This window comes from Mucilaginibacter sp., assembly GCF_035492695.1.
GTDB lineage: Bacteria > Bacteroidota > Bacteroidia > Sphingobacteriales > Sphingobacteriaceae > Mucilaginibacter.
Genome location: NZ_DATJJC010000006.1, coordinates 106,663 through 129,892 on the forward strand (window position 1 = coordinate 106,663; position 23,230 = coordinate 129,892).

Consider the following 23,230-nt stretch of genomic DNA (forward strand, 5'->3'; position numbering starts at 1 on the left):
TTTTATAAGGAATAATCTTAGTTTTAAGACATCATTATAAAACATTCCATTGCCTTTTATGAGAGGAAAGTTCGCGTTTATATTTATTGCCACAGGCTTTCTCTTTGCCTGCGGTAAAAAGCACCAGGGTGCTATGGTCACTACTTTTGCAGGCAGCGGGGCTATTGGAGCTGCGAATAGCAAAGCTTCCGAAGCATCATTCGCAAACCCGATGGGCATTGCTGTAGATTCGGCAGGCAATTTATTCATAGCTGATTCCCGCAATAACCTCATCCGCAAAATAAGTACGGATGGTGTAGTGACTACGCTGGCAGGCAACGGTGTAGCCGGTGCAGCCGATGGGAAAGCGGATAGAGCGTCGTTCTTTTTCCCCGCTGCGCTGGCAGTTGGGCCCGGGGGGAATGTATACGTCGCTGATACACGCAACAGCCTCATCCGCAAAATAGCGTCCGACGGAACAGTTACCACCATTGCAGGCGCCCTTACACCGGATACGAAGGATAACCCTGAACATCCTGAACGTTTAGATAATCCGCATGGGATAGTAGCAGGAAAAGATGGTAGCGTGTATTTTACCGATTGGGCAAAGGATGTTATCCGCAAAATAACTCCCGATGGCAAAATGGCCACCATTGCCGGTACCGGCGAACCCGGCTCAAAGGACGGGACGGGCACCGCCGCGTCATTTTACTTACCCGAGGGTATTGCATTAGATGACAAGGGGAACCTTTTTATCGCTGATACTTACAATAATATGATACGCAAGGTGGACCCAATGGGGGTTGTTACCACCATTGCAGGAAAACCCGCCAAACAGGGTAAGCATAATAATGGCGCCAAAGACGGTAAAGGTGCCACCGCTTCTTTTTCCAATCCTTGCGGTATTGCTGTGGATAGGGAAGGTAATCTCTATGTTGCCGATGCAGGCAATAGCAAAATACGTAAGATAACTCCCGCCGGTGTTGTTACTACCTTAGCCGGGACGGGCGAACGCGGGGCAGATAATGGTGATGCCGCTAAAGCGACATTTAACCAACCCTTCGGCGTCGCCGCTGACAAGGAAGGCAATATTTATGTAGCCGATTATCAAAATAATTTGGTCAGAAAAATAAGCCATTAAACTCTTATATTGCCCTTAGATATAGATAAATGCAGATCGTCGACCGTTAATGAACTGGTAGGCGTGTATATAAACCTCAAATAATAAAAAAGTATATGATGTTAAAAAATACCCTGTTGCCGGTTTTGCTGGTAGGGGTCATTTGTTTCGGGTGTAAAAAGAGGGAAAAAGTCGATCCCGGTAATACCGGCGGCGGTACAACTAAAGATTCGGCAAATGTACAACATGTGTCTGTACTCACCCAGCACAATGATAATACCAGGGCCGGGTTGAACAGCCAGGAAGCTGCCTTGAACACCTCCAACGTGAACACGGCGCATTTCGGCAGGAAGTTCGTCCTTTCGGTTGATGCACAGGTATATGCCCAGCCCCTGGTTGTAGGTAATGTGTCTATCAGTTCGGGTACGCACAATGTTGTATATATAGCCACAGTAAACAATACCGTATATGCTTATGATGCCGATAATGGTACCAAATATTGGAGCAATAACTATACGGCCAATGGTATGCGCCCGCCGATCGCCAGCGACATGAATTCGAGCTGGTGTAATCCGTACAACGATTTTGCTAACAGTATCGGCATCGTCGGCACGCCGGTTATTGATTCGGCTGCGCAGACAATTTATTTTGTTGCCAGGAGCACGAAGGGTCCCGGCGAAGGTAACTTTGTACAATACCTGCATGCAGTTGATATTACAAGCGGGGCCGAGCGGTCGGGCAGCCCGGTAAAAATTACTGCCAGTGTACCTGGTACCGGCGACGGAAGCAGCGGGGGCACGTCGTCGTTTGATCCGATGCGGAATAACCAGCGCCAGGGCCTGGTGCTTGTAAACGGCGTGGTTTATATCAGCTTTTCTTCGCATTGCGACTGGAACCCGTATCATGGCTGGATACTTGGTTATGATGCCGGTACATTGCAGCAGACGGTGGCCTACAATGATACACCCGATGGCGAAGGCGGCGGAATTTGGGAATGCGGCATGGGTATAAAAGCCGACCAGGCAGGAAATTTGTACGTCACCACCGGAAACGGCACCGTTGGAAAGGGTAATTTGTACAACCCAACAACCAATGGGACAGATGAAAGAACACCTAATCCTGACCCGACGAATCCGGCCAACCGCGCCGAGAGCGCGTTGCGCCTCACACCCTCCGGAAATACGATGCAGGTAACCAGCTATTTTACGCCCACCAATTACGTCGACCTGAATGTTAACGATCTTGATTATGGTGTAATGGGCTCAATGCTGATCCCGAATTCAAATTATTACCTCACAGCGTGCAAGGACGGCAATGTGTACGTGTTAAACAAAGATAATATGGGCGGCTACTCAGGATCGTCCAATCAAATTACACAGACCATCCCCATGAACCAATCGATGCATTGCCAGCCTGCGTATTACAAAGGCAGCGCTAACGAGTTTGTTTATATATGGCCCGGACATGCTCAGTTGCAGTCGCTTGCATTTAACGCAGGCAGCGGGCAGCTTACTTATGGCGCTGCATTTTCGGCTGCAAATGGTCCGCAGTATCCAGGGCCTTCCCTGTCGGTTTCTTCTAAAGGTACAACCGCAGGAACAGGTATAGTTTGGGCATACTATTCAATATCAGGCGGGGGCATATTAAGGGCGTTCGATGCGGCAAATGTTAGTAAGGAACTCTGGAACAGTACACAGGCTATAGGCGATTCACCCGGCAGCTACGCCAAGTTTTGCGCACCGACTATTGCCAATGGTAAAGTATACGTAGCCACATTTTCAAACCAGGTTATGGTTTACGGGTTGAAGTAGCATTTTTTTTTTTTGATATTGATCATCTAATTAACCCCTTTTGTACTTTAGATTTGTTATCAACCAAACGTTAAACATCATCACCATGATAGAACCAAAAGACGAAATGCCATTGGATGACCTTGAAGGGTCGGACAAGGAAGACCAGATGAGTCAGCAGGATATCCACTCGACAGGGATAGATCCAAGCGAAGAAGAACTGGAAAAGGGAAAAGAAGCGGACGCTGATCTGCTAAAGCAGTCATTTGATGCGGCGGAGTCGGCCTACACATTGCGCCTCGATGACGACGCGCCAAAGCCAAAGGATAAGAAGTGAAAATAATGGGGCGTTCGCCCCATTATTTTTTTGCCGTGTTTAATTCCAGTTTCCGCCAGCAGTAGTATATCAAAAACAGCACCGCGAGCAAGCCGATAGGCATAATAACAAAAGCGGTTTGGCTGTTTGCTGCGCAGGCATTAGCTACTGCCGCTCCCATTAAAGTAAACGCAAAACCGGCAAAGGCCCATTCCTTAATGGTTTTAAATTTGTTTTGAACTAAGGCAATAACCCCCAATATTTTTAACGTACCTAAAAAAGGCATTAAGTAAGCAGGCATGCCTAATTTATTCATAGCATCGATACCAGCCTGCGTTTTCATAATTCCGCCGAAACCATCCGCAACATGGAACAGGCAAAAGATTACCAGTAATACCCAGTAGAGTATTTTGATCGTTTTCATATTCATGATCATTTCGCATTAGGATCATAATTGATCATCCACCGGATGCCGAACTTATCCACGAACATGCCAAAGTACGCCCCCCAGAATTCCTTTTTAAAAGGCGCCTCTATTGTTCCCCCTTCCGATAAGCCGTTGAAAAACTTCAGCGCTTCTTCTTCGCTGCCTGGGGTAATGGATAGGCTGAAATTATTGCCCGTTTTCAATATTTGCCCCATCGATTCGATCATGTCTGTCGCCATCAGCAAATTGCCGTTACCTACGGGGAAGGCAATGTGCATGATCTTGTCCAGGTATTCAGCGGGGATTCTATCACCGCCGGGCCCGTCCTTAAAACGCACCAGCGCTGAAAATTCGGTCCCGAACACTGATTTATAAAAATTGAAAGCTTCCTCGGTATTACCGCTAAAGTTTAAATAGGAATTTACTATTGCCATTTTATTTGAGTTTTAATTGGTTAAAGATCAAGTTATAAAAAACCGCTGTTTTTAGTTCTCTTCGTTTTTATTGTAGTTGAACATCCACCTTACGCCAAATTTATCTGCCACCACACCGAACATCCCTCCCCAAAACTGGGTCTTTAGCGGGTCGATTATCTTTCCGCCTTCAGCAAAGCGATTGTAAAACGCGTTGATCTCTTCCTCACTGCAGCAATTTACAGAGATCGCTATCGAGCTGCCGTTTGCAACCCCGCCGGGTCCGGTCATATCCGAAGCCATAATAAAAACCGCACCGTTCAAAAGTGTTGCATGGAGTATTTTATTTTTCATGGAAGGCGGGCACTGGTCTTCAATGGCTGATCCCTTTACTGTTTGTATACTCAACTCGCCCCCAAGGCAGTGCTGGTAAAATTGCATTGCCTCCCGGCAGTTGCCGTTAAAATTGATATATGGGTTCAATGTTGTCATGGCATTAAACTTTAAAAATACTTCAGAATATTGTTTAGCTGGTGTGTATGCCTTTTGGTGTGAAATACGGTAAAATTGATAAATTCCAATCGGGTCATCTGTCCCATTACGGGCATTTCGAAGCCCGTGCATACCAGGTTCAGATCGGCTGACCCGGTCACTTTTCTTATCCCTTCAAAAGCTTCGTTCAATGCGCTTAGCAGGTAGTCCCTGTCTTTAGGCTCATTGGATGGTATAATAAAATCGGGTGATTGAAATTTGATCTCGAAATTCAAAAACGCATCGGCAAGCGGTTTTACATTTTGTTCCGGGTCGCGCCCGGCAGGTTTTACGGGCCCGGTTATGGTCTGCAAAACACCCGATGCCGATTTTAACACGTGTTCGCCAACCTGGCCCGCTGTCCAGCTCCCGTCAAAAGGTACCGTGTTTATATTTTGCCGAGTGAAGGAACCAAGCGCTGTTAGCAGCATTTCTTTTGTGCTTTCGATCTCCGCTACCAAGTCATTTTTCATATTTATTTTGTTTAACAAATTGATTGATGCAAATTAGTATGATTATCATCGCCAAAAAATGCGCAAATACGACATTCAGGCGGGTTGATTGCGACAGAAACCAGGTTTAACTTTACTTTATGAAAACAGTCTCGATATTAGTGCCCGAAAGCTCGGTTCTACAGGGTATTGCCGATCCGCGCTACATTTTTACCGCGGTAAACCAGTTTTTGGAAAATTCCGGCAAATCTCCCTTATTTAAGGTGCAGCTTGTAGGCAGAACGCATGAAGTGAAACTTAATGGCGGTGCGTTTTCCATCCATACCGACCTGTTGCTGGATGAAGTAAAGAAATCGGACCTGGTTATTGTCCCGCCTCTTTTCGGCGATTTGAATGCCGCTATCAGATTAAATAAGGATCTTCTGCCGTGGATAATTGACCAATACGATGCAGGTGCCGAAGTTGCCAGCCTTTGCATTGGCGCTTTCCTGTTAGCTTCAACAGGATTGTTGAACGGGAAAAAATGTTCAACACATTGGTTTTTTGCTAACCAGTTCCGCAATATGTTTCCGGAGGTTGAACTGGTTGACGAAAAGATAATTACCGAAGAAGGACATGTTTATTCGAGCGGCGGCGCCAACTCTTACTGGAACCTGCTGCTATATTTAGTAGAAAAATATACCAACCGTGAAATGGCCATCCTGGCTGCCAAATATTTTGTTGTCGATATCGGGCGTAATGATCAATCGCCTTTCACTATTTTCAAGGGGCAAAAAGATCATGAAGACGAGGTAGTAAAGAATGCGCAGGAATATATCGAGCAAAATTTTCAACAGAAGATTTCCGTGGATGACCTTTCTGAAAGATTTAATATTGTTCGCCGCACCTTCGAACGCCGGTTCAAAAAATCGACCCATAATACGGTAGTGGAGTATATACAGCGTGTTAAAATAGAGGCCGCCAAAAAAAGCTTTGAAAGCAACCGGAAAACCATCTATGAAGTGATGTACGATGTTGGTTATACCGATATTAAAGCATTCAGGGATGTTTTCAAAAAAATAACCGGCATGCCGCCGGTTGATTACAGGAACAAATATAATAAGGACGCATTAGTCGCCTGAAATTTCTATTCTGTTTTCTGTGTATTGGTATTACTAAGCATCGGGAATATCCTCAAAATAGCTGTAAGCCCTGCGCCTATTGTAGTGATGTAGGTAATGATTCGCGAGTAGGCCTCCTGTTGCGAAAAAAGCAGGAAAAACAAGATGGCCAATATAACCAGGTTCATCGGTGTCTTCAGGCTGCCCCAGCTACCGTTGTCTTTTACCTGCTCTTTTATCCGGTTAGCTTCGGTGTTCCCGATCGCCGTCAGGATAAAATTCCGGAAACCCTTGTTGAAAAGCATAAGCGTTCCGCTTGGCTTTATGATGAGGCCCTTACAAATAAGCATGGTCAGGTTATGATCATCGTATGGATTTACCAAACCGTCTTCAGCAAGATCATACAGCAAAAATTTTTCCTCTTTGGTTAACGACTGCCATATGTAGGTGTAGAAATATTGCGAGGTTAATTGCAGTTTAAATATCAGGGAGTCGCTTATCGGGCCAATACCGTCAGCTTCCGAAGCAGGGATATGTGATAAGGTCATCGGCTGCATTTTGTGCAGAAAATGGCTGTACTGCGTTTCCTCCATCACCATTCTTCTTAACACACTTGTATCGTCGGGAATAGATGAGCAAACAAGTGGTTCAATAACTATCCTGAAATGTCCCAACAATACGTGCCAGCGTTCGAGCTCATTTTCAGGAATGCGACCCTTATCATCTTTTGACAAGAAGGCGTTATCATTGTTAAAGGAATCCAGGAAGGTTACAGGATGAACGGTGGATACGATGATGATCTTGCTGGTGCCTTTGTGCATCAGCATTTCCAGGAAATCGAGCTTGATGCTGTTGGTGGTAAGGTCTTTTATATTGTATTCGAAGTGATTAATAATAACCAGGGCATGATCTTTCATGGCCTCTTTTTTACACCGCTTCCATTCCGGATCGTTCTCGCCGCCGGTTGGCGATATCAGTATCATGTCGGCTATGTAAACGTTGCCTTTTTGGGTGGCGCTGCCAAATGTCAATTGCTGATTATCGTGTCCCCACAATTGGCCCGAACTGATCTTTTCTTTCAGTTTTGTCAGCTTGCCCGAACCCGGTGAGCCGACTATAAAAAGCAGGCTATTCAATACACTATCGCTAATCAGTTCCTCATCCATATTTTTCCATGCTCCCATCGACGGCAGGTTTAGGGCAAACAGCTTCCGGATGATGTTATGGATGAGGTAATAAAAAGCACCGATGGAAATGATAAATATAAGACCAAGATACCATTCTGGATATGAGTAGCTGAGGTGTCTTGAACTCACACGGATGTAACTGTCGGTGCCACCCAGGTGATAAAACGTTGTTGTCGGAAGCTTTCTAAGATAGGCATGTGAAACCGGGAAATTAAAATACGCTTCGTTCCCTATCGATGACAAATTCATTTTATCATTTTTTACAGCAACGCTGTTAAGGTGTGCCCTGAATGCGTCCAGCACGCAGGCAGTAGCATAATATTCCCTGTTGTAGGGTTTAATACTATCCCGGTATTTCTTGTCGGGTTCTGAAATTGCATTGATAAAGTGGTTGTCTGTATATATGCCTGAGGTATAAGCCGTGCCTTCGTTTATTTTTTTTAATTCGTCTTTTCCGTTGTTTGCAAGGTGATATATTTTGCCGCTTAGCTGCCTGGCAAAAAGCAATTGGCGGTAACGTGCGTCAAGGTTTTGTTCATAATTGAACGAATAGATAAAGAACACGGCTACAGGGATGCCGCTTATAATAACTAAGCGCGTTGTGGCCATTAACGAAAAACTGTGCGTGTAGGTCCACGGGATGCGCAGCACATAATTGTTTTTGTAAGGTTTGAAAACATAATTACGCACGCCGATAGTTATGCGCCCTATGCCTGATAAGATACCATAGCAAAGGGCAAGTACTTTAAAGCCCGAAAAATAGAAGGTAAAATAAAGTATTGCTAATACTAACTCGTACAGGCCCAGGCCCAGCAGGTTTTGCGACCGGCCCATGATCCACCAGGCAGCTATATTGATAAGCAATGCAAAAAAGCACAGCCAGCCTACCGCTATCTTTTTGAAATTGAAAAGGTATAAATTACGGTCGCGGTACTTACGTGCAAACAACCCGGTAAGAAGGAGTGACGAAAAAGTGATAGAAATAAGCAGGATAAACAGGTAAAGCAGGAACGAACTGAAAAAATAACAAACCCCAAGCAGCAGAATGATGATCAGGTTGCCGATCGAAGCCATGTTGTACTGTTCATGTGAAAAATCTTTTGGGCCGATCCACGAGGTGTCGAATAGCTGTTTTTTGAAGAATGATCGTTTCGCTGATACAAAAAACACCACCCCAAATTGGATGATCAGGAATAACAACAGGCAAATCAGCATCGAAAAAGTGAAAAAGTAGGCTTCAGTGTCGCGGGTATCATTGTATTCCTTATCTTCAAATACCACTATAAAATAAGGCAGGTTTTTAAATGGTTTGATCTTTAAATTGCATTGCCGGCCAAGATATTCAGTAGTAAAACACGTGTCCGATTTCGCTTCCATACAGCCCAGGAACTGACTTTTTTCGCCAAATTCATTTACCAGGTTCTCGTTCAGGTTTCGGTCGGCTTGCGAATGGTATAGCACGTTCCCTTTGTCATCTATAACCGCGAATTGAAATCCATCCGGCATCACCACGCTGTCGAGACTTTTGGCGGTGAAGGACATAGCGACGACCTTCTCCAGTTTCGAACTTTTTGCGACAACCGATGTGAAGGAATTACTGACCCTTGAAACTACCTGGTCCACATAAAACTGAGGCTGCCCAATATGGTTCGGCTGGCTGTTTTTAGTTCTTTGAAAATAATCGCGATTCTTAAAATTGCTGCTATCTGGTATAGGCGTACCGTTTGTCAAATGCGATACAACGTTACCGCGGACATCCATCCAGAAAAGCTGATCTGCGGCAATTCTCTCCGGGGCTTTTTTAAGCAGGGTGTAATAATCAGAATTATCCTTCCAGCCGTGGCCTTTAAGGATGTGATCGTGGCTGTAAAGGCTATCAGCGGAGTCCAGGAGATTTGAAACAGCCTTTAGCTCATTTTCAAAGGCATCTGATATTTTGCCGGCCAATACATTCCCCGAGTAGCTTTCTGCAGAAAACCACCCATTTTTATACTTGAACTTGTCATTGTTCAGGTAAGGCCCGTACTTAAAAAACACAAAGAACAGCAACGACATTAGCACCATCGACACCAATACAGTTTCGATGCCGTCCTTCACGGTCAGCTTGTCCTTATTACCCATGTTATACAACTTTATCCAGGGCAGGCAAACGATCATCACGATGGCTATGGTTAACAGAAACAGCACCACACCAAGCGGGAGCTGATTTTTTTCCTTTTGATAGCTCTCATTCAGTACCAGGCCAACAACAAGCAGTTCGTTGCCATTGCCAACATTTACAGGCTGCGTAAAGGCCTTGTAATCAGTGCCTCCTATTTTCAGGCTTCGGACGCCGGGCGAGGATATTTTATTGACCACCTGCAGCAGCGAATCGGGTACCTGGTAAGTAAGTCCTGAGGGGAATGTTTCATAAAGCTTTTTATTATTGGCAAATACGATGTACTGGTCGAAAACATTATGCGGCAAAAGTGACTGGATAAACTGCTTAAATTTAAATTGGATACCCAGCCGGGCATTTGTATCGCCCTGCCGGCTTTTGATCAGTATCAGGTTTTGGGCGTTATTATCGACAAAAACATCTACGCTTGTGTCGACAACCGGCCCATGGTCGCGCTTATCATTTTTTCCTGTGCTATTTGGTGTGCCGGGTAAAGACGGATCATAAAGCAGGGTGAAATTTTTTTTTGAGTAATTGGTAACGAATGCTTTGTACGCGGGCGTATGGTCGAAAGAGTGAAGCTGTGTTGCGAGGAAATTGCCACTGTTATCTATCTTCGAATGGATGTTACTGTCAATTTTTTGAAGCGATGTAAAGCGGCGCTGTTGTACCGTTTTTTCATTTGCGGGTATGTAGACAAAGAAATAACCCGCACCCAGCAGTACAAGGAACATTACAGTAATAATAATGCCTAACTGATTTTTTGTTTTTGCAAGAAAGTTACCCATATCCGATCCAGATAAAGCAATTACCTATACTAATAGTCAATATTATTAAATAAAAATAAAGAAAATATTGATTATTAGTAGATTAGCTAAAGTTAAAATATAGGCTTAAGGCTTGCAACCGTGTTTACACGGTATTTGGTCAGGTAGTAATACTTAAAAGGGGGCTGTAATTATTGTATAAAATTGGGATTCCTGCTCTGACCGATCTTAGTTAGCATCAATGTTTCCATTAGTTCGGATCTTTTTTTTGCCTCATCGGCTTTTATGCCGGCAAAATGCTCATCAATGGTTTCGAAGAAAAGTTTTTTCCATCGTTCAAAATGTACAGGCGATAGCCGGTGTTTTTTGTCAAGGTCGATATGCACGCGCATGGTATTTCCCCGATAAGACGCGCCGCCTAATAGCACTGTTTCCCAAAAATCGATCATAACGGGTATATGGGTCTCCCATTTGAAGACGAGCACATCCCTGAATATCTCACCGATTATCTCATCATCGGCAACTTTGCGATAAAAGTTTTCAACAAGCAGGCGGATATCTTCCCGGGTTTCAATGTCCTTTCTTATGTTGATTATACTCATTTTATACTTTTTCGATGATCTTTTGGAGTGTCAAAGTGTTATTTGTACGCTTAGCTAAAGTAAATATTTAGATCGTCAATATAACCAAAAGCTTTCCACTTCGTATAAATGTGCAGATAAATACCCCTGATAATTAGAACTTTATTAAAAGTGATGGTTAAAGCCGTTAATGTAATAAGAACCGTTGTGTCGAAGGAACTGAGGTGTTGGTTAGTGCTCTTATTTTTAGCAGCCCCGGTGTTTTCGTTTGCGCAAACACAACAACTGCATTTTTCTCATTTAGGCACTGCGAATGGCTTATCCGAGCTGAATCCCAACAGTATACTGCAGGATAGCCGCGGCTTTATATGGATAGGTACAGCCGATGGACTAAACCGTTATGACGGTTACAAATTCCGTGTATTCCGAAATGATGTAAAAGATACCACCTCGATTGCCAATAACTACGTACAGGATATTGCCGAAGACCGTGAGGGTAATTTATGGATAGCAACAGTAGGGGGGGGCCTCAACAAATATGACAGGAAGGCTAATCGCTTTCACCGTTTTATGCACGATGCTAAAAGTTTGAACAGTATTGCAAGCAATTTTATCAGTAAGGTTGTTATTGACGATTACGGAAAAATATGGGTATCCACCCAGCACGATGGCGTTGATGTATATGACCCTTTCAACGGGATATTTAAACATTACCGGAACAATCCCGGTGATCCTAACAGTCTTAGCGACAACGAAATAATGACCATCGCCAGGGACAGTCACAATAACATCTGGATAGGTACTGTGAACGACGGCCTTTGCTTATATGATCGCCAAAAGAGATCGTTTGTTAGCTTTAAACATAACAGCGCCGATAAAAATTCACTTTCGGGCAATAAGGTTACCGCGATATACGAAGATAGCGACGGACATGTCTGGATAGGGACACAGGAAACGGGCCTGAATCTGTACGATGCCAAAACGCAAACGTTCAGGCATTTTATGCATGACGCGAAAAATAGCAATTCGCTGATCAATAATAGCATCCAGAGCATTGCTGAAGATGACAACCACAACTTATGGATAGGTACCGAAAACGGTGGGTTGAGCATATATACCTACGCGTGGGAACAATTCTTTAGTTATAAGCACGATGATGTCGATAACACCAGCCTTACCGGTAATTCGGTTGATATCATCACTAAAGACCGCCACGGCAATATGTGGATAGGTGTGTACGGCGGGGGGCTTAGCCTGTACAAAAAGAATACTGGTAACTTTATACATTACAAACATAATTCATTGCCAAATAGCCTTTCAAACGACTTTGTGTTAAGTCTTTTTGAGGATGATGATTACAATATCTGGGTTGGCACTGATGGCGGGGGTATGGATGTGTTCAACCTGAAGAAAAACAGTTTTACTACTTTCAGGCACCAGGACGGCAACAAAAACAGTATAGCCGGTGACAATGTACTCGACATTAAGCAGGATGATCAGAAGAATTTATGGATAGGCACATGGGGCAACGGGGTAAGCGTGATGAATCCTAAAACAGGTACTTTCCGCTCTTTCCGTCATGATCCGGCTGATCCGAAAAGCCTGAGCGGCGACAATGTATATGCCATACTTCAAACACCCGACAAAAGGATATGGCTGGGTACCTTTGGTGATGGCCTGAACCTGTACGACCCTAACTCGAATAGTTTTACCCATTTTAAAAACGATCCTGCCAATCCAAAAAGTTTGGGCAGCGACCGGATAAACGCCATGCTTTGCGACAGCAAGGGCAATTTTTGGCTGGCTACAGACGATGCCGGTTTGTGTTTGTTCGATACAAAGTCATATACCTGTACAAGCTTTAAACATGACGATAGCAGGAACAGTATCAGCAATAACACGGTGTTCGATATTTATGAGGACCATTCAGGCCGTATTTGGATTTGTACCCTGGGTGGATTGGATGTTTTCGATCTGAAAACCAAACACTTTACCATCTATAAAACAAAAGATGGCCTGCCGAATGACTATGTGCAATCCATTTTGGAGGACGATAAAGGACATATGTGGGTGAGCACTAACAATGGCCTGTCGATGTTCGACCCTGTTACCCGCAAATTCAGGAATTTTACTACAGAAGACGGCCTGCAAGCCGATGAGTTCAAGCAGCATAGCTCGCTCAAAAGCCGCACGGGAGCCTTCTACTTTGGCGGCGTAAACGGGTTCAACTCATTTTTCCCCGATCAGATCGTTGACAACCCATATAACCCGCCCCTGGTATTAACAAGGTTCCAGATTTTTAATAAAGACGTTGAAGTGTCCCGGGGCGATAATGATAAGTCGCCTTTAAAAGAAGATATCTCTGAGACCAGGTCTATCACTCTATCGCACGATCAATCGGTACTTTCATTTGAATATGCTTCTCTGGACTATTTGTCGCCTGATAAAAAGAAATATGCTTACATACTGGAGCCTTTTGATAAAGGATGGAATTATGTAGAAGATAAAAATACGGCAGTTTACACCAATATACCCCCCGGGGAATATGTATTTAAAGTAAAGAGCCAGAACAGCGCCGGTAAATGGTCGCCCAATGTACTTACGCTAAAAGTAACGGTGGTGCCTCCGTTTTGGCTCACATGGTGGTTCGAAACGCTGACCGGCCTTTTTATTTTAAGTTCTATTTACGGCATTTACCGGTACCGGGTTCACAGCATTATCAAACAAAAGGCGCGCCTGGAACAACAGGTGAGAGAACGTACCACTGTTGTAATGCGGCAGGCCGAAGAATTACAGGAGCAATCAGATAACTTACAGGCTTTAAACGAAGAGTTGCAGTCACAGTCCGAAGAGTTGCAGGCAGTAAATGAAGAGTTACTTTCACAATCTGATGAATTGCAGGCGTTGAACGAGGAACTGCAGTCGCAATCAGAAGAATTAGAAGATCAGAAGAACCAGGAATTTAAGGCACGACAGGAGGCTGATAAGGCAAACGAGGCAAAAAGTATTTTCCTGGCCACCATGAGCCACGAGATACGCACGCCGATGAATGGCGTAATAGGTATGGCGTCGCTGCTGGCCGAAACGCGTCTAAACGAGGAGCAACGGGAATATACTGAAACTATCATTAATTGCGGCGACAGCCTGATGAATGTGATCAATGATATCCTCGACTTTTCCAAGATCGAATCGGGTAAAATGGATATTGAGGAAGAGGATTTCGACCTCCGCCAAAGCATTGAAGAGATCATGGATATGTTCTCGCAAAAAGCTGCCGAACAACACCTCGACCTTATATACCAGGTTGATTTTAACCTTCCGCGTTTTGTGATAGGGGATAGTCTCCGCCTTAAACAGGTAATCATCAACCTGATCAATAATGCCATCAAGTTTACCTCGAAAGGTGAAGTATTTATTAAGGCCTCTTTGTCGCAGGCGGTTTCAAATGATGAAATTGAGATAGCGTTCAGCGTAAAGGACACTGGTATAGGCATCCCCGAGGAGAAGCTGTCAACCCTGTTCAAGCCTTTCTCACAAGTTGATTCATCAACCACGCGCAAATACGGCGGCACAGGCCTGGGCCTTATTATCAGCGAACGCCTGGTTAAGCTGATGGGCGGCAATGTGTGGGTTGAAAGTAAAGTAGGCGAAGGCTCGGTGTTTAATTTCACCATTCGCGCTAAAACAAGCAACAAGTCTGTAGCCGAAAATATTTTGATGCCTGGTTTTGATAATATACAAGGCAAAAAAGTGCTTATCGTCGACGATAACAAAACTAATCTTGTCATCCTTAAGGCCCAACTGGAACATTGGAAGCTTATCCCGGTAACCTGCTCTTCAGCTAAAGAGTGCCTGGAGGTGCTGGCATCTGATAAATCGGTACAGCTTGTGATCTCAGATATGCAAATGCCGGAGACAGACGGTGCTGGTTTGGCGCGTGCTATCAAGAACTCGCCGCGCCCCGTTCCGGTGATCATACTGAGTTCCATCAACGACGAGAGCCGTAAAAAATACCCCGGCCTTTTCTCGGCCGTGCTTACCAAGCCGGTTAAGCAAAATCAATTATTGAAGAGCATTTGCACCGAACTGGGTGAGCGCAGAGAAACGGTGGCACAGGATGTCCAGCAAAATAATGTGCTCGATGCAAGCTTTGGCAAGCAATATGAAATGGATATTCTCATTGCCGAGGATAACCCGGTTAATCAAAAACTTATCGAGCGTATCTTGCTTAAACTGGGCTACGCCGCGCTGGTTACCAATAATGGCCTTGAGGCAGTAAACGAGCTTAAAAGAAAACGTTACGATATCATTTTAATGGATATCCAGATGCCCGAAATGGATGGCTACGAGGCTACCAGGACGATACGCAAACTGGAACTGGAGCAGCCATACATTATTGCAATGACAGCAAATGCGCTTTCGGAAGATCGTGATATTTGCCTGAGCCATGGCATGGACAATTACATATCCAAGCCAATGAAACTGGACACGCTGGTTGCTTTGTTAAAAGAAGCCCACAGGATAAAAAGAGGGCCGGTATCGGTCTAAAAACTGCTATCTTTTCAGGAATTTCCCTTTCAGAATTTTATCCATCAGGCCGTCATAAAAGCTTTGGCCAATCGGCACCTGCTCGTTACCGATGTAAATCGTATTGCCGTTGATCGAATTGATCATATTGATGTTCATAATGTAGCTTTTATGCACCTGTATGAATTTATCAGGTGGCAAACTTTCCAAAACACCTTTAACAGTGAGGTATACGATCAGTTTTGCCCGGGTAGTTTGCAGTATCACATAATTTGACATAGCCTGCACATAAATAAGCTCGTCCAGTACCACGCGTTCAAGCTTGCCATCACTTTTTACAAAAATGTACTTGCCGTCCGGCGTTTCGGCGATTTTCTTCTCTTTCAACGATTTGTACTCCAGGGCCTTTTGCGAGGCTTTCAGGAAACGCTCCAGCGGGAAGGGCTTTACCAGGTAATCTATCACCGCCATTTCAAAACCCTCCAGTGCGTATTGCTCATAAGCAGTGGTCATGATAACCATCGGAAGATTGGATGTTGAACGAAGAAACTCCATTCCGCTCATTTTCGGCATATTGATATCAAGATAAATAAGATCAACATCCTGCGCACTTAACAGCCCTACCGCTTTTAACGGATTTTCAGCGGTGCCAACCAATTTCAGGAAATCCGTTTCTTCAATATATTCCTGTAAAAGCTTGCGCGCTATGGGCTCGTCGTCTATAATTACACAATTCAGTGTCATATATTCAAAATGGTTAAACGGGCGGTATAATCGTTTTCAGTATCCTGTATTTCCAGTAAGTGTTTACCCGGATATAATAGCTCAAGCCTTCTTTTGGTGTTGGCTATCCCAAGACCCGACGATCCTTGCGCTTTGTTAATAAAGCTGTCTTTTGTATTAAATGCACTAAACACAAGATCACCTCTTTCGTATTTCAGGCATATTTCGACCCGATTCTCCCTGCATTCGTTAAATCCTACGTATTTAAAAGCATTTTCAATAAAGGTTATCAGGATAAGCGGCGGTACTTTAAACGCATTGTCTATGTTTTCGGCCGAAAAGCAAACTTTTATCCGTTCGTCTATCCTCGATTTTTGCAGCGAAATGTAATTTTTGATGTAGTTAAGCTCGCGTTCAATCTCTATCAGCTCCACGTTACATTCATACAACTGATACCGCAGCATTTCCGAAAAGGTAAGCAACATACCTCTCGCGTCTTTGTTCGATTTATCAATATGCGCATAAATTGAATTAATGGAATTGAACAGGAAATGCGGATTGAACTGGGCCCTTAAAAAATTAAGCTCGTTGGCTGCTTTTTCTTTTTCTATCTGTTCAATATAAACCTGCGAACGTATGCGCTCGATCACCATTTTGGCCGCAACAATAAAAAACACCCAGAAAAAGATGTTGATGAACGATTCGTAAAAAACATCCAGGCTATTAAAGTGCGTATCATTTACGCGGAAAAGGTACTTGCGTACCACGTACGATACCGGAACTCTCAGCCAGGCCGTAACGATGATGGCCGCCAAAAAGGCAGCAAAAAACCGGGCGTACTTTTTCCTGTTCAGCAGGAAAGGTATAACGTACAGCGAATTAAAGTAATAATTGGCTGCAATAAATACCAGGTAACAAAACTGGATAGTGATAGTATGCGCCAGCACCAGCGTACTGTTCCTGAAAATATATATCCAGAAAAAGTATGCAAGCAGCCAAAAAATGCAATGGTATATCGCTTTATTTATTTTCACCAGCAATAATGGTCTGTTGTCAGTTATCCGCAATGGATTTTAAATCAAATTACGTTAAAATATGGTAATTAATTAATGGCACCTGCGCCGTCATCCGGAAAGGTGTCACCACGGTGACAAGTGTTACAGGTAACTGCCACATTGCCTTTAATACCCATCGCGGGGTTTTCTATTTTAAAATAGTCGCGGTTAAGGTTGAGCGTCATCTTTAGCATTTGCCGCGCTATTTGTTTTTCAGGCTTGGCGTCGCTTGCGTAGTCCAGTTCATCCGAGTCCTTTTTTTGCGCATGGCAAAAGCCGCACGAGACACCTATGGAGTCTTCAAAATCGTCTATCATGATCTTTTTCAGATCAGCCTGGCTAATATCCTTTGGCAGAACCTGCAGGTTGGTATACGGCTCGTCAGGCTTGCTTATATTGGTGGCAGCAGTGGTAAGAATGACCAGCCCGCATAATCCCGCTATTACTATTAATTTCGCTTTCCTTTTCATTTTGACTGGACGGTTTCTTTTTGTGCTGCGATATTCAATTGCACTTCCAAATTATCGGATATGGTACTTGTGCCCCCAACCTGGAAATCCTTCCGGTTGATCTTAAAGCTTCCCTTAAAAAAATAACCTTCACCCGAGGGCATGGCCTCAAACGGGAAGGAAATATCTTTCGTGGTGCTTTTGATGGTAAGTTTTCCGGCGAAAAGGAATACCCCTTTTTTATCTGCGGGAGATATTTTTGCTGATACTATTTGTATCCGCGGATATTTTTTTACGTCGAAATAACTGCTCCCGCGTAAATGATTATCTCTTAAACCATTGCCGGTGTTGATCGTATTGGCATCGATATCGACGTCGAAATGCCCGTTTGCCGGGTACTGCGGATCAAAACTGATCATACCATGTAAGCCGCTGAATGAACCGTCTACATCGAAGCCAAAATTTTGTATGGTGAATTTTATAGACGAACCCTGGTCAACGGGCCTGTACTGTGCCAGGCCCATTTCCCAGGACAACCCTGCAACAATCAATAATAATATGTTTTTCATCTTATCCGTTTGTTTTTTCAGCTTCCATCAGCGGCACATCGGTAACCGCAAGGGTGTGGTGATGCTCCTGGTAATGCACATTTGTTAAACCCAAAACACTTTTCAGTTTATCGGCGGGTACTTTCATCGGGCCGGGCGATGGGGCGCTGCCGGGCGCAGGCTGCGGAAAGGCGGTCGACATGGCCGTATGGAAGGTAATATTACCTTCAACTTTCTGTATAGTTTGGTGAATATGCCCGTTGAGAACGGATACTGAGCCAAAACGTCTTAGTAAAGCCAGCGCCTGTTCGCTGTCTTTTGTTCCCCAGCCCCATTGCGGATAAACTGCCCAAAGCGGTATGTGGGCAAACACCACGATAGGGGTGCTTGATGATAGACCTTTTAGGTCGTCTTCGAGCCATTTTAGCTGATCGGCGCCAAGTGTGCCCAAACCACCGTCAACCTGCACCTGGGCATTAACCAGCCCGACAAAATGAACACCGTGCGAGTCAAAACTATACCAGCCGCCGCCTTTGGTGCCTTTTCCGTAACGCTCCAGGTAAAGTTTCCCGTTATCTGTCAGGTCATGTTCACCCGGAACGTAAAATATCTTATCCGTTTTAACGCTTTTTAGCGATTGGTCCAGCGTATCAAACTCTGCGGCCTGTGCCAGGTGCGAAAGGTCGCCGGTGTGCAGTACAAATGAAGGTGCCTTCGGCATAGTATTGATCTTATCAATGGCAGCCTGCAAAGTCCCAACCACATCTGGATTGGCAGCTTTGTTAAAGCCGATATGGCTGTCGCTGATCTGAACGAACGTGAAATCTGATTTAGGGATTATGAGCCCGTTTTTTATGTTGCCGGTTGTATGGTCTATCATCTGGCTCATACCAAACGATTTCAGTATACCGCCCGACATCATCCATAATACTCCCGTGCCGGCCCATGCCATGCACTCTAAAAATCCCCGGCGGTCTATGCCGTCGTTATTGCCGTTTTGTTCTTCAGGTAACGGTCCATGTTCGTGGTGGTGATCTTTCATGATTTCTATTTTTTAAAATTGATCTTTCGAATTATATCACGAAGAAAACCTGCTTGAAACAGGCACGAAAATATTTTACATGAACACCGGCAAATACTTGATGAACACGGTCTTTGGAAAAAGGCGCGGCTGAATTACCTGCTATTTTCATTTATCCGAAACAATTACCCCATCCTTGTATGTTATAGGGTTTAACTATTGGTAAATTAATTATACTCACCTATTATGAAAAGATTAACAATTACTATTATTGCCGTATCGGCATTACTATCTTCCCTAACTGCTAAAGCACAAAACACAGACACCGTTAAATCCGGTGGATGGTTCCATCACGGTATGAACGGTATCGCGGGCACCTTTCAGATACAGGGCACTTATCGTTACACGTACTTTTCCCAGCTTAACCGCATACTTGCACCAAACGGGCTGGGGACATTATCAGGCAATAACATTTGGATCAACGCCTCCATGAATCACATTCACAATAAATGGATATTGGAAGATGGAATTGGATTTACACCGGTATCCACATCTACGGGCAACGATATAAAGGCTAAGTTTAATCAGTATCAGGCTTTTGCCAGGCTTGGTTACAACGTTGTTAATAATCCTGACGTCAGGCTTTTCCCGTTCGCCGGGGTAAATTTATCAGCCGCTGTGCTGCACATCCAGGACAAGAGGGCGATCAGGAATACATCTGATTTTTCGGACGAGTTGCTGAACACCAGCGCCAGCAAAACTTTTTATCAGCCCAATTTTGGCATCGAACTGGGAGGCGGGTTGGATTATCTGATACCACTTTCAGAGAAAACGATGGATTGCTTTACCGTTAAACGCAGTATACCTATTGGTATCCGCGCCGGCTATTATATCAATGCAGCCCACGGTAACTGGCGTGTCGAGGATAATTATAAACTAAATAACGGGCCCAATAAAAATCAAAGCGCATTTTTTGTTTCTGTGAATATTGGATTGGGTTATGCTGTGAAAAAATAGAAAGCGTTGCGCGATCCCGGGACTGGCCTCGGCCCAAATATAAAACCTGTCTTTACATCAAGCCCGCACCATATTGGTACGGGCTTGATCATTTCCAATTGGGGCGATGGTTCTTTTGCAGCATCACTCTAACCGCCCGGGCTATAAAAGCCTTTCCTTCGGCTTGCGGGTCTACCTGTTCGCCGTGGTCGTACAATTCGTAGTTCACACCTCCGTGGCCATCGTTCTTCGCCTCAAGTGTCTCATCATTTCTCTCATATTTAACGTAGCCTCCTCTCGAGATGTCGCTGATCGCTGTGCCATCGTAATTGAAATGTATTTTTCCTGCGTATTCGATGCGCAAATGGTAATTATCGCCGGTTTCAACAATGGTTGTATGCCGCCCGAAATGGCAGGTTGAAGCAAGCATAAAAGCCAATGCTGCAAAAGCGGTCATTTTTAAATTTTTCATATCAGTCAGTTTTAATGATACAATGATATGTAAAATAATAGTACTATCCAATACATAGTACTATCAAAATTGAATTTTGATAAGAAACTAAGCCAGAAAGGATAATTACGAGATAAACTTATATAGGTAAGGCGCTTTATGCGCACCACCGGTCCATTTTTTGGCAACTCGTTCCAGCAGGCCCAGGCTTAATATTTTACGTTGGAAAGCCGGTCGCAGGAGCTTCCTGTCGAGGATGGTTTCATAAACTGTTTGTAATTCGTTCATGGTAAATTCTTCCGGCATCAGGTTAAAGGCCACCAATTTACGGTCGAGATCTGCCTGGAGACTTTCCAACGCTTTCTTAATTATCAGCGCGTGATCCTGCATCAGATCGGGAATCTCCCCAAGCGGATACCATGCGCAGCCATCAAATATTTTATCGGGCATGGGGGTAACTTTTGTAAAATCGACCAAAGCATAGTAACCAACCGAAACAAAACGTTGCAAAAGCCAATGGGTATCGTCGTGTTTTAAGCCGATAGCCGTCATAATGGATTTCATCGGCCTCGGATCCGATCGTCCAAAATCGCCAAAAACGTAAAACTGCTCCAAATAAATATTTTGAAGGCCTGTACGTTCGGAGACAACCCGGTGAGCAGCTTTGTTCAGATCCTCGTCATTGCGGATAAACCCGCCGGGGAGGGCAAATATTTTCGACCTTTTGTATTCCATCAGCAAAACTTTTAGCTGGTGGTCATGGAAACCAAATATTACCGCGTCAATAGCGAGGCCGGGCAGATAACCGCTGCCGGCGGGGTTAGTTTCGCTTTCCTTTTTCTCTTGCGTCATAAATGGTTTAAACCGGTATGAAAAATTTGCTATAAAGAAAGTAATAAATTATTATTGTAACAAATTATTACAATAAGTGAAAATCACCCTTAATTATAACCAAACCATTTTTACCATGAGAAGAATTTATATTACCATTTTGTTGGTTGTGCCCCTTTTAAGCATGACCGCCTTGGCCCAGGGGCCGAAAATTAAGATAGCTAACGGTGTGTTAGAAGGAGTTACCGATCCGGCTACCAGGATTAATATGTTTAAAGGTATTCCGTTTGCGCAGCCTCCGGTAGGCAACCTTCGCTGGAAAGACCCGCAACCCGTAAAAAACTGGAGTGGTATCCGCAAGGCCGATCATTTTGGTCATAATGCCATGCAGAAGAATGTTTTTGGTGATATGATGTTTCGCGCCGACAGCATGAGCGAAGATTGTCTTTACCTGAACGTTTGGACGCCTGCCAGATCGGCAAAAGAGAAGCTACCTGTGCTGGTTTACTTTTACGGCGGCGGCTTTGTTGCAGGCGATGGGTCTGAGTCGCGTTACGACGGCGAGAGCATGGCCACCAAAGGTATTGTGGCAGTTACGGTAAATTACCGGCTTGGTGTTTTCGGCTGCCTGTCGCATCCCGAACTTACTAAAGAATCGCCTCATCACGCTTCAGGTAATTACGGTCTGATGGATCAGCATGCCGCCTTAGAGTGGGTGCAAAAAAATATAGCAGCTTTTGGTGGTGACCCGAAAAGGGTAACCATAGCCGGTGAGTCAGCTGGTTCTATCTCCGTGTGCGATCAGATGGCCTCGCCCCTAAATAAAGGACTATTTGCCGGCGCAATAGGAGAAAGCGGTGGTATCCTGCATCTTTCATCTTTAGCAGACGCCGAAAAAAATGGGACGTCCTTTCAGCAAAAAGCAGGCGCTTCGTCGTTAGCCGACCTGAGAGCGATCCCGGCTGATAAACTCCTGGATATCGCCTCAAAAGCAGGCAATTGGAGCATGGCTTTGATCGTGGACGGTTATTTTCTGCCTAAGCAGGTTTCTGAGATATTCTCAGCAGGCGAGCAGATGCACGTGCCCTTATTAGCCGGGTGGAATTCGGCCGAGATACCGTACCAGGCTTTTATGTACGGCGATGCACCGACAACCGAAAATTTTGTAAAAAAAGTAAAGCAGTTTTACCCGAATGATGCTGATGAAGTGTTAAAACTCTATCCCAGCTCGACCCAGGAGGAGGTGATCAAATCGGCGACAGAATTGGCAAGTGATCGGTTTATCGTTTACAGTACCTGGAAGTGGGAAGAGCAAAGCGCAAAAACTGGCGGACAGCCGGTTTACAGCTATATCTTCTCGCGCCCGCGGCCAAAAATGGTTGCTGCCATGGGCAATGCTAAGGCAGGCCTGGCAGGCGGTGTAACCAAAGGCGATGCCAATGAAAAGCCAAATCCTCAGCCTGCGCCATACCCAGGCGCTTCACATGCTTCGGAAATTGAATACGCGCTGGGCAACCTTAATGGCAACAAGGTATATGACTGGGGCGCTGATGACTTTAAAGTTTCGGCAACTATGGAAGATTACTTCGCCAACTTCATCAAAACCGGTAACCCGAACGGCAGTGGTTTGCCTGAATGGCCCGCCAATAAAAGCGATGGCATAATGCACCACATGATCATCGACGTAACCAGCGGCGCGCAACAGGCTACCGACCGGCCGAGATATTTGCTGCTGGATAAGGTAGCTGAAAAAAAATAATTGACCCTAACTAAACTGATGAAGCTACCCTGGTAATGCGGGGTGGCTT

General features: G+C 44.6%; 20 protein-coding genes. 7 read left to right on the forward strand and 13 right to left on the reverse strand.

The window, feature by feature from the left end:
* Positions 1-58: 58 nt before the first annotated feature.
* The 3 genes from VL525_RS02895 (at position 59) to VL525_RS02905 (ending at position 3,226) form a co-directional block, all read left to right on the forward strand.
* Positions 59-1,120 (forward strand): NHL repeat-containing protein, encoded by a 1,062-nt coding sequence (locus VL525_RS02895; RefSeq protein ID WP_325383120.1) that lies wholly within the window; start codon positions 59-61, stop codon positions 1,118-1,120.
* A 95-nt stretch (positions 1,121-1,215) separates the two neighbouring features.
* Positions 1,216-2,910 carry a hypothetical protein gene (locus tag VL525_RS02900; RefSeq protein ID WP_325383122.1) on the forward strand — a complete coding sequence of 565 codons (1,695 nt, stop codon included), beginning with the start codon at positions 1,216-1,218 and terminating at the stop codon, positions 2,908-2,910.
* Positions 2,911-2,995: 85 nt separating this feature from the next.
* A complete protein-coding gene (locus tag VL525_RS02905) occupies positions 2,996-3,226 on the forward strand; it encodes a hypothetical protein (RefSeq protein WP_325383124.1) in 231 nt (76 codons plus the stop codon).
* A 22-nt stretch (positions 3,227-3,248) separates the two neighbouring features.
* On the opposite strand, the gene VL525_RS02910 is transcribed toward VL525_RS02905, so the two are convergent.
* The 4 genes from VL525_RS02910 to VL525_RS02925 are packed head-to-tail and all read right to left on the reverse strand — an operon-like array spanning position 3,249 to position 5,049.
* Positions 3,249-3,629: a DoxX family protein gene (locus tag VL525_RS02910; RefSeq protein WP_325383126.1), complete on the reverse strand. Its 381-nt coding sequence runs from the start codon at positions 3,627-3,629 to the stop codon at positions 3,249-3,251.
* A gap of 8 nt (positions 3,630-3,637) precedes the next feature.
* Entirely contained in the window at positions 3,638-4,066 is a 429-nt protein-coding gene (locus VL525_RS02915) for a VOC family protein (protein WP_325383127.1), read from the reverse strand.
* Positions 4,067-4,117: 51 nt separating this feature from the next.
* The gene (locus tag VL525_RS02920) at positions 4,118-4,537 is read right to left on the reverse strand and encodes a VOC family protein (RefSeq protein WP_325383129.1); all 420 of its coding nucleotides are present in this window, start codon (positions 4,535-4,537) and stop codon (positions 4,118-4,120) included.
* An 11-nt stretch (positions 4,538-4,548) separates the two neighbouring features.
* Complete coding sequence (locus tag VL525_RS02925) at positions 4,549-5,049, reverse strand: DinB family protein (protein ID WP_325383131.1); 501 nt, start codon at positions 5,047-5,049, stop codon at positions 4,549-4,551.
* A 119-nt stretch (positions 5,050-5,168) separates the two neighbouring features.
* Here VL525_RS02925 and VL525_RS02930 point away from each other — a divergent pair, with 119 nt between their 5' ends.
* Positions 5,169-6,149 (forward strand): GlxA family transcriptional regulator, encoded by a 981-nt coding sequence (locus VL525_RS02930; RefSeq protein ID WP_325383133.1) that lies wholly within the window; start codon positions 5,169-5,171, stop codon positions 6,147-6,149.
* Positions 6,150-6,154: 5 nt separating this feature from the next.
* Here VL525_RS02930 and VL525_RS02935 read toward each other — a convergent pair whose 3' ends face one another.
* Both VL525_RS02935 and VL525_RS02940 read right to left on the reverse strand, forming a co-directional pair.
* Positions 6,155-10,261 carry a hypothetical protein gene (locus tag VL525_RS02935; protein WP_325383135.1) on the reverse strand — a complete coding sequence of 1,369 codons (4,107 nt, stop codon included), beginning with the start codon at positions 10,259-10,261 and terminating at the stop codon, positions 6,155-6,157.
* 170 nt (positions 10,262-10,431) lie between these two features.
* Entirely contained in the window at positions 10,432-10,842 is a 411-nt protein-coding gene (locus VL525_RS02940) for a group III truncated hemoglobin (RefSeq protein ID WP_325383137.1), read from the reverse strand.
* Between the two features lie 213 nt (positions 10,843-11,055).
* On the opposite strand from VL525_RS02940, the gene VL525_RS02945 reads away from it, so the two are divergent.
* Positions 11,056-15,369, forward strand: coding sequence for a hybrid sensor histidine kinase/response regulator (locus VL525_RS02945; protein ID WP_325383139.1), 4,314 nt, complete (start codon positions 11,056-11,058; stop codon positions 15,367-15,369).
* A gap of 6 nt (positions 15,370-15,375) precedes the next feature.
* On the opposite strand, the gene VL525_RS02950 is transcribed toward VL525_RS02945, so the two are convergent.
* From VL525_RS02950 to VL525_RS02970, 5 genes are all read right to left on the reverse strand, one after another.
* The gene (locus VL525_RS02950) at positions 15,376-16,092 is read right to left on the reverse strand and encodes a LytTR family DNA-binding domain-containing protein (RefSeq protein WP_325383141.1); all 717 of its coding nucleotides are present in this window, start codon (positions 16,090-16,092) and stop codon (positions 15,376-15,378) included.
* Complete coding sequence (locus VL525_RS02955) at positions 16,089-17,105, reverse strand: sensor histidine kinase (protein ID WP_325383143.1); 1,017 nt, start codon at positions 17,103-17,105, stop codon at positions 16,089-16,091. Before VL525_RS02955 ends, VL525_RS02950 begins: the two co-directional genes overlap by 4 nt.
* Positions 17,106-17,173: 68 nt before the next feature.
* A complete protein-coding gene (locus VL525_RS02960) occupies positions 17,174-17,596 on the reverse strand; it encodes a c-type cytochrome (RefSeq protein WP_325383145.1) in 423 nt (140 codons plus the stop codon).
* A complete protein-coding gene (locus VL525_RS02965) occupies positions 17,593-18,144 on the reverse strand; it encodes a YceI family protein (RefSeq protein WP_325383147.1) in 552 nt (183 codons plus the stop codon). The genes VL525_RS02960 and VL525_RS02965 overlap by 4 nt, the downstream gene beginning before the upstream one ends.
* Before the next feature lies 1 nt (position 18,145).
* The gene (locus tag VL525_RS02970; RefSeq protein WP_325383149.1) at positions 18,146-19,165 is read right to left on the reverse strand and encodes a metallophosphoesterase; all 1,020 of its coding nucleotides are present in this window, start codon (positions 19,163-19,165) and stop codon (positions 18,146-18,148) included.
* Between the two features lie 225 nt (positions 19,166-19,390).
* On the opposite strand from VL525_RS02970, the gene VL525_RS02975 reads away from it, so the two are divergent.
* Entirely contained in the window at positions 19,391-20,161 is a 771-nt protein-coding gene (locus tag VL525_RS02975; RefSeq protein ID WP_325383151.1) for a hypothetical protein, read from the forward strand.
* An 88-nt stretch (positions 20,162-20,249) separates the two neighbouring features.
* Here the strand turns inward: VL525_RS02975 and VL525_RS02980 are convergent, their stop codons facing one another.
* Both VL525_RS02980 and VL525_RS02985 read right to left on the reverse strand, forming a co-directional pair.
* Positions 20,250-20,612 carry a hypothetical protein gene (locus tag VL525_RS02980; RefSeq protein ID WP_325383152.1) on the reverse strand — a complete coding sequence of 121 codons (363 nt, stop codon included), beginning with the start codon at positions 20,610-20,612 and terminating at the stop codon, positions 20,250-20,252.
* A 105-nt stretch (positions 20,613-20,717) separates the two neighbouring features.
* The gene (locus tag VL525_RS02985) at positions 20,718-21,443 is read right to left on the reverse strand and encodes an NUDIX hydrolase (protein WP_325383153.1); all 726 of its coding nucleotides are present in this window, start codon (positions 21,441-21,443) and stop codon (positions 20,718-20,720) included.
* Between the two features lie 115 nt (positions 21,444-21,558).
* Between VL525_RS02985 and VL525_RS02990 the strand changes: the two genes are divergently transcribed.
* Positions 21,559-23,181: a carboxylesterase/lipase family protein gene (locus VL525_RS02990; protein ID WP_325383154.1), complete on the forward strand. Its 1,623-nt coding sequence runs from the start codon at positions 21,559-21,561 to the stop codon at positions 23,179-23,181.
* Positions 23,182-23,230: the final 49 nt, after the last annotated feature.

Bases quoted from the DNA above. Each gene is read 5' to 3' on its own strand.
- VL525_RS02895 (WP_325383120.1), top strand. From the start codon at position 59: ATGAGAGGAAAGTTCGCGTTTATATTTATTGCCACAGGCTTTCTCTTT.
- VL525_RS02900 (WP_325383122.1), top strand. From the start codon at position 1,216: ATGATGTTAAAAAATACCCTGTTGCCGGTTTTGCTGGTAGGGGTCATT.
- VL525_RS02905 (WP_325383124.1), top strand. From the start codon at position 2,996: ATGATAGAACCAAAAGACGAAATGCCATTGGATGACCTTGAAGGGTCG.
- VL525_RS02910 (WP_325383126.1), bottom strand. From the start codon at position 3,629: ATGAAAACGATCAAAATACTCTACTGGGTATTACTGGTAATCTTTTGC.
- VL525_RS02915 (WP_325383127.1), bottom strand. From the start codon at position 4,066: ATGGCAATAGTAAATTCCTATTTAAACTTTAGCGGTAATACCGAGGAA.
- VL525_RS02920 (WP_325383129.1), bottom strand. From the start codon at position 4,537: ATGACAACATTGAACCCATATATCAATTTTAACGGCAACTGCCGGGAG.
- VL525_RS02925 (WP_325383131.1), bottom strand. From the start codon at position 5,049: ATGAAAAATGACTTGGTAGCGGAGATCGAAAGCACAAAAGAAATGCTG.
- VL525_RS02930 (WP_325383133.1), top strand. From the start codon at position 5,169: ATGAAAACAGTCTCGATATTAGTGCCCGAAAGCTCGGTTCTACAGGGT.
- VL525_RS02935 (WP_325383135.1), bottom strand. From the start codon at position 10,261: ATGGGTAACTTTCTTGCAAAAACAAAAAATCAGTTAGGCATTATTATT.
- VL525_RS02940 (WP_325383137.1), bottom strand. From the start codon at position 10,842: ATGAGTATAATCAACATAAGAAAGGACATTGAAACCCGGGAAGATATC.
- VL525_RS02950 (WP_325383141.1), bottom strand. From the start codon at position 16,092: ATGACACTGAATTGTGTAATTATAGACGACGAGCCCATAGCGCGCAAG.
- VL525_RS02960 (WP_325383145.1), bottom strand. From the start codon at position 17,596: ATGAAAAGGAAAGCGAAATTAATAGTAATAGCGGGATTATGCGGGCTG.
- VL525_RS02965 (WP_325383147.1), bottom strand. From the start codon at position 18,144: ATGAAAAACATATTATTATTGATTGTTGCAGGGTTGTCCTGGGAAATG.
- VL525_RS02970 (WP_325383149.1), bottom strand. From the start codon at position 19,165: ATGAAAGATCACCACCACGAACATGGACCGTTACCTGAAGAACAAAAC.
- VL525_RS02975 (WP_325383151.1), top strand. From the start codon at position 19,391: ATGAAAAGATTAACAATTACTATTATTGCCGTATCGGCATTACTATCT.
- VL525_RS02980 (WP_325383152.1), bottom strand. From the start codon at position 20,612: ATGAAAAATTTAAAAATGACCGCTTTTGCAGCATTGGCTTTTATGCTT.
- VL525_RS02985 (WP_325383153.1), bottom strand. From the start codon at position 21,443: ATGACGCAAGAGAAAAAGGAAAGCGAAACTAACCCCGCCGGCAGCGGT.
- VL525_RS02990 (WP_325383154.1), top strand. From the start codon at position 21,559: ATGAGAAGAATTTATATTACCATTTTGTTGGTTGTGCCCCTTTTAAGC.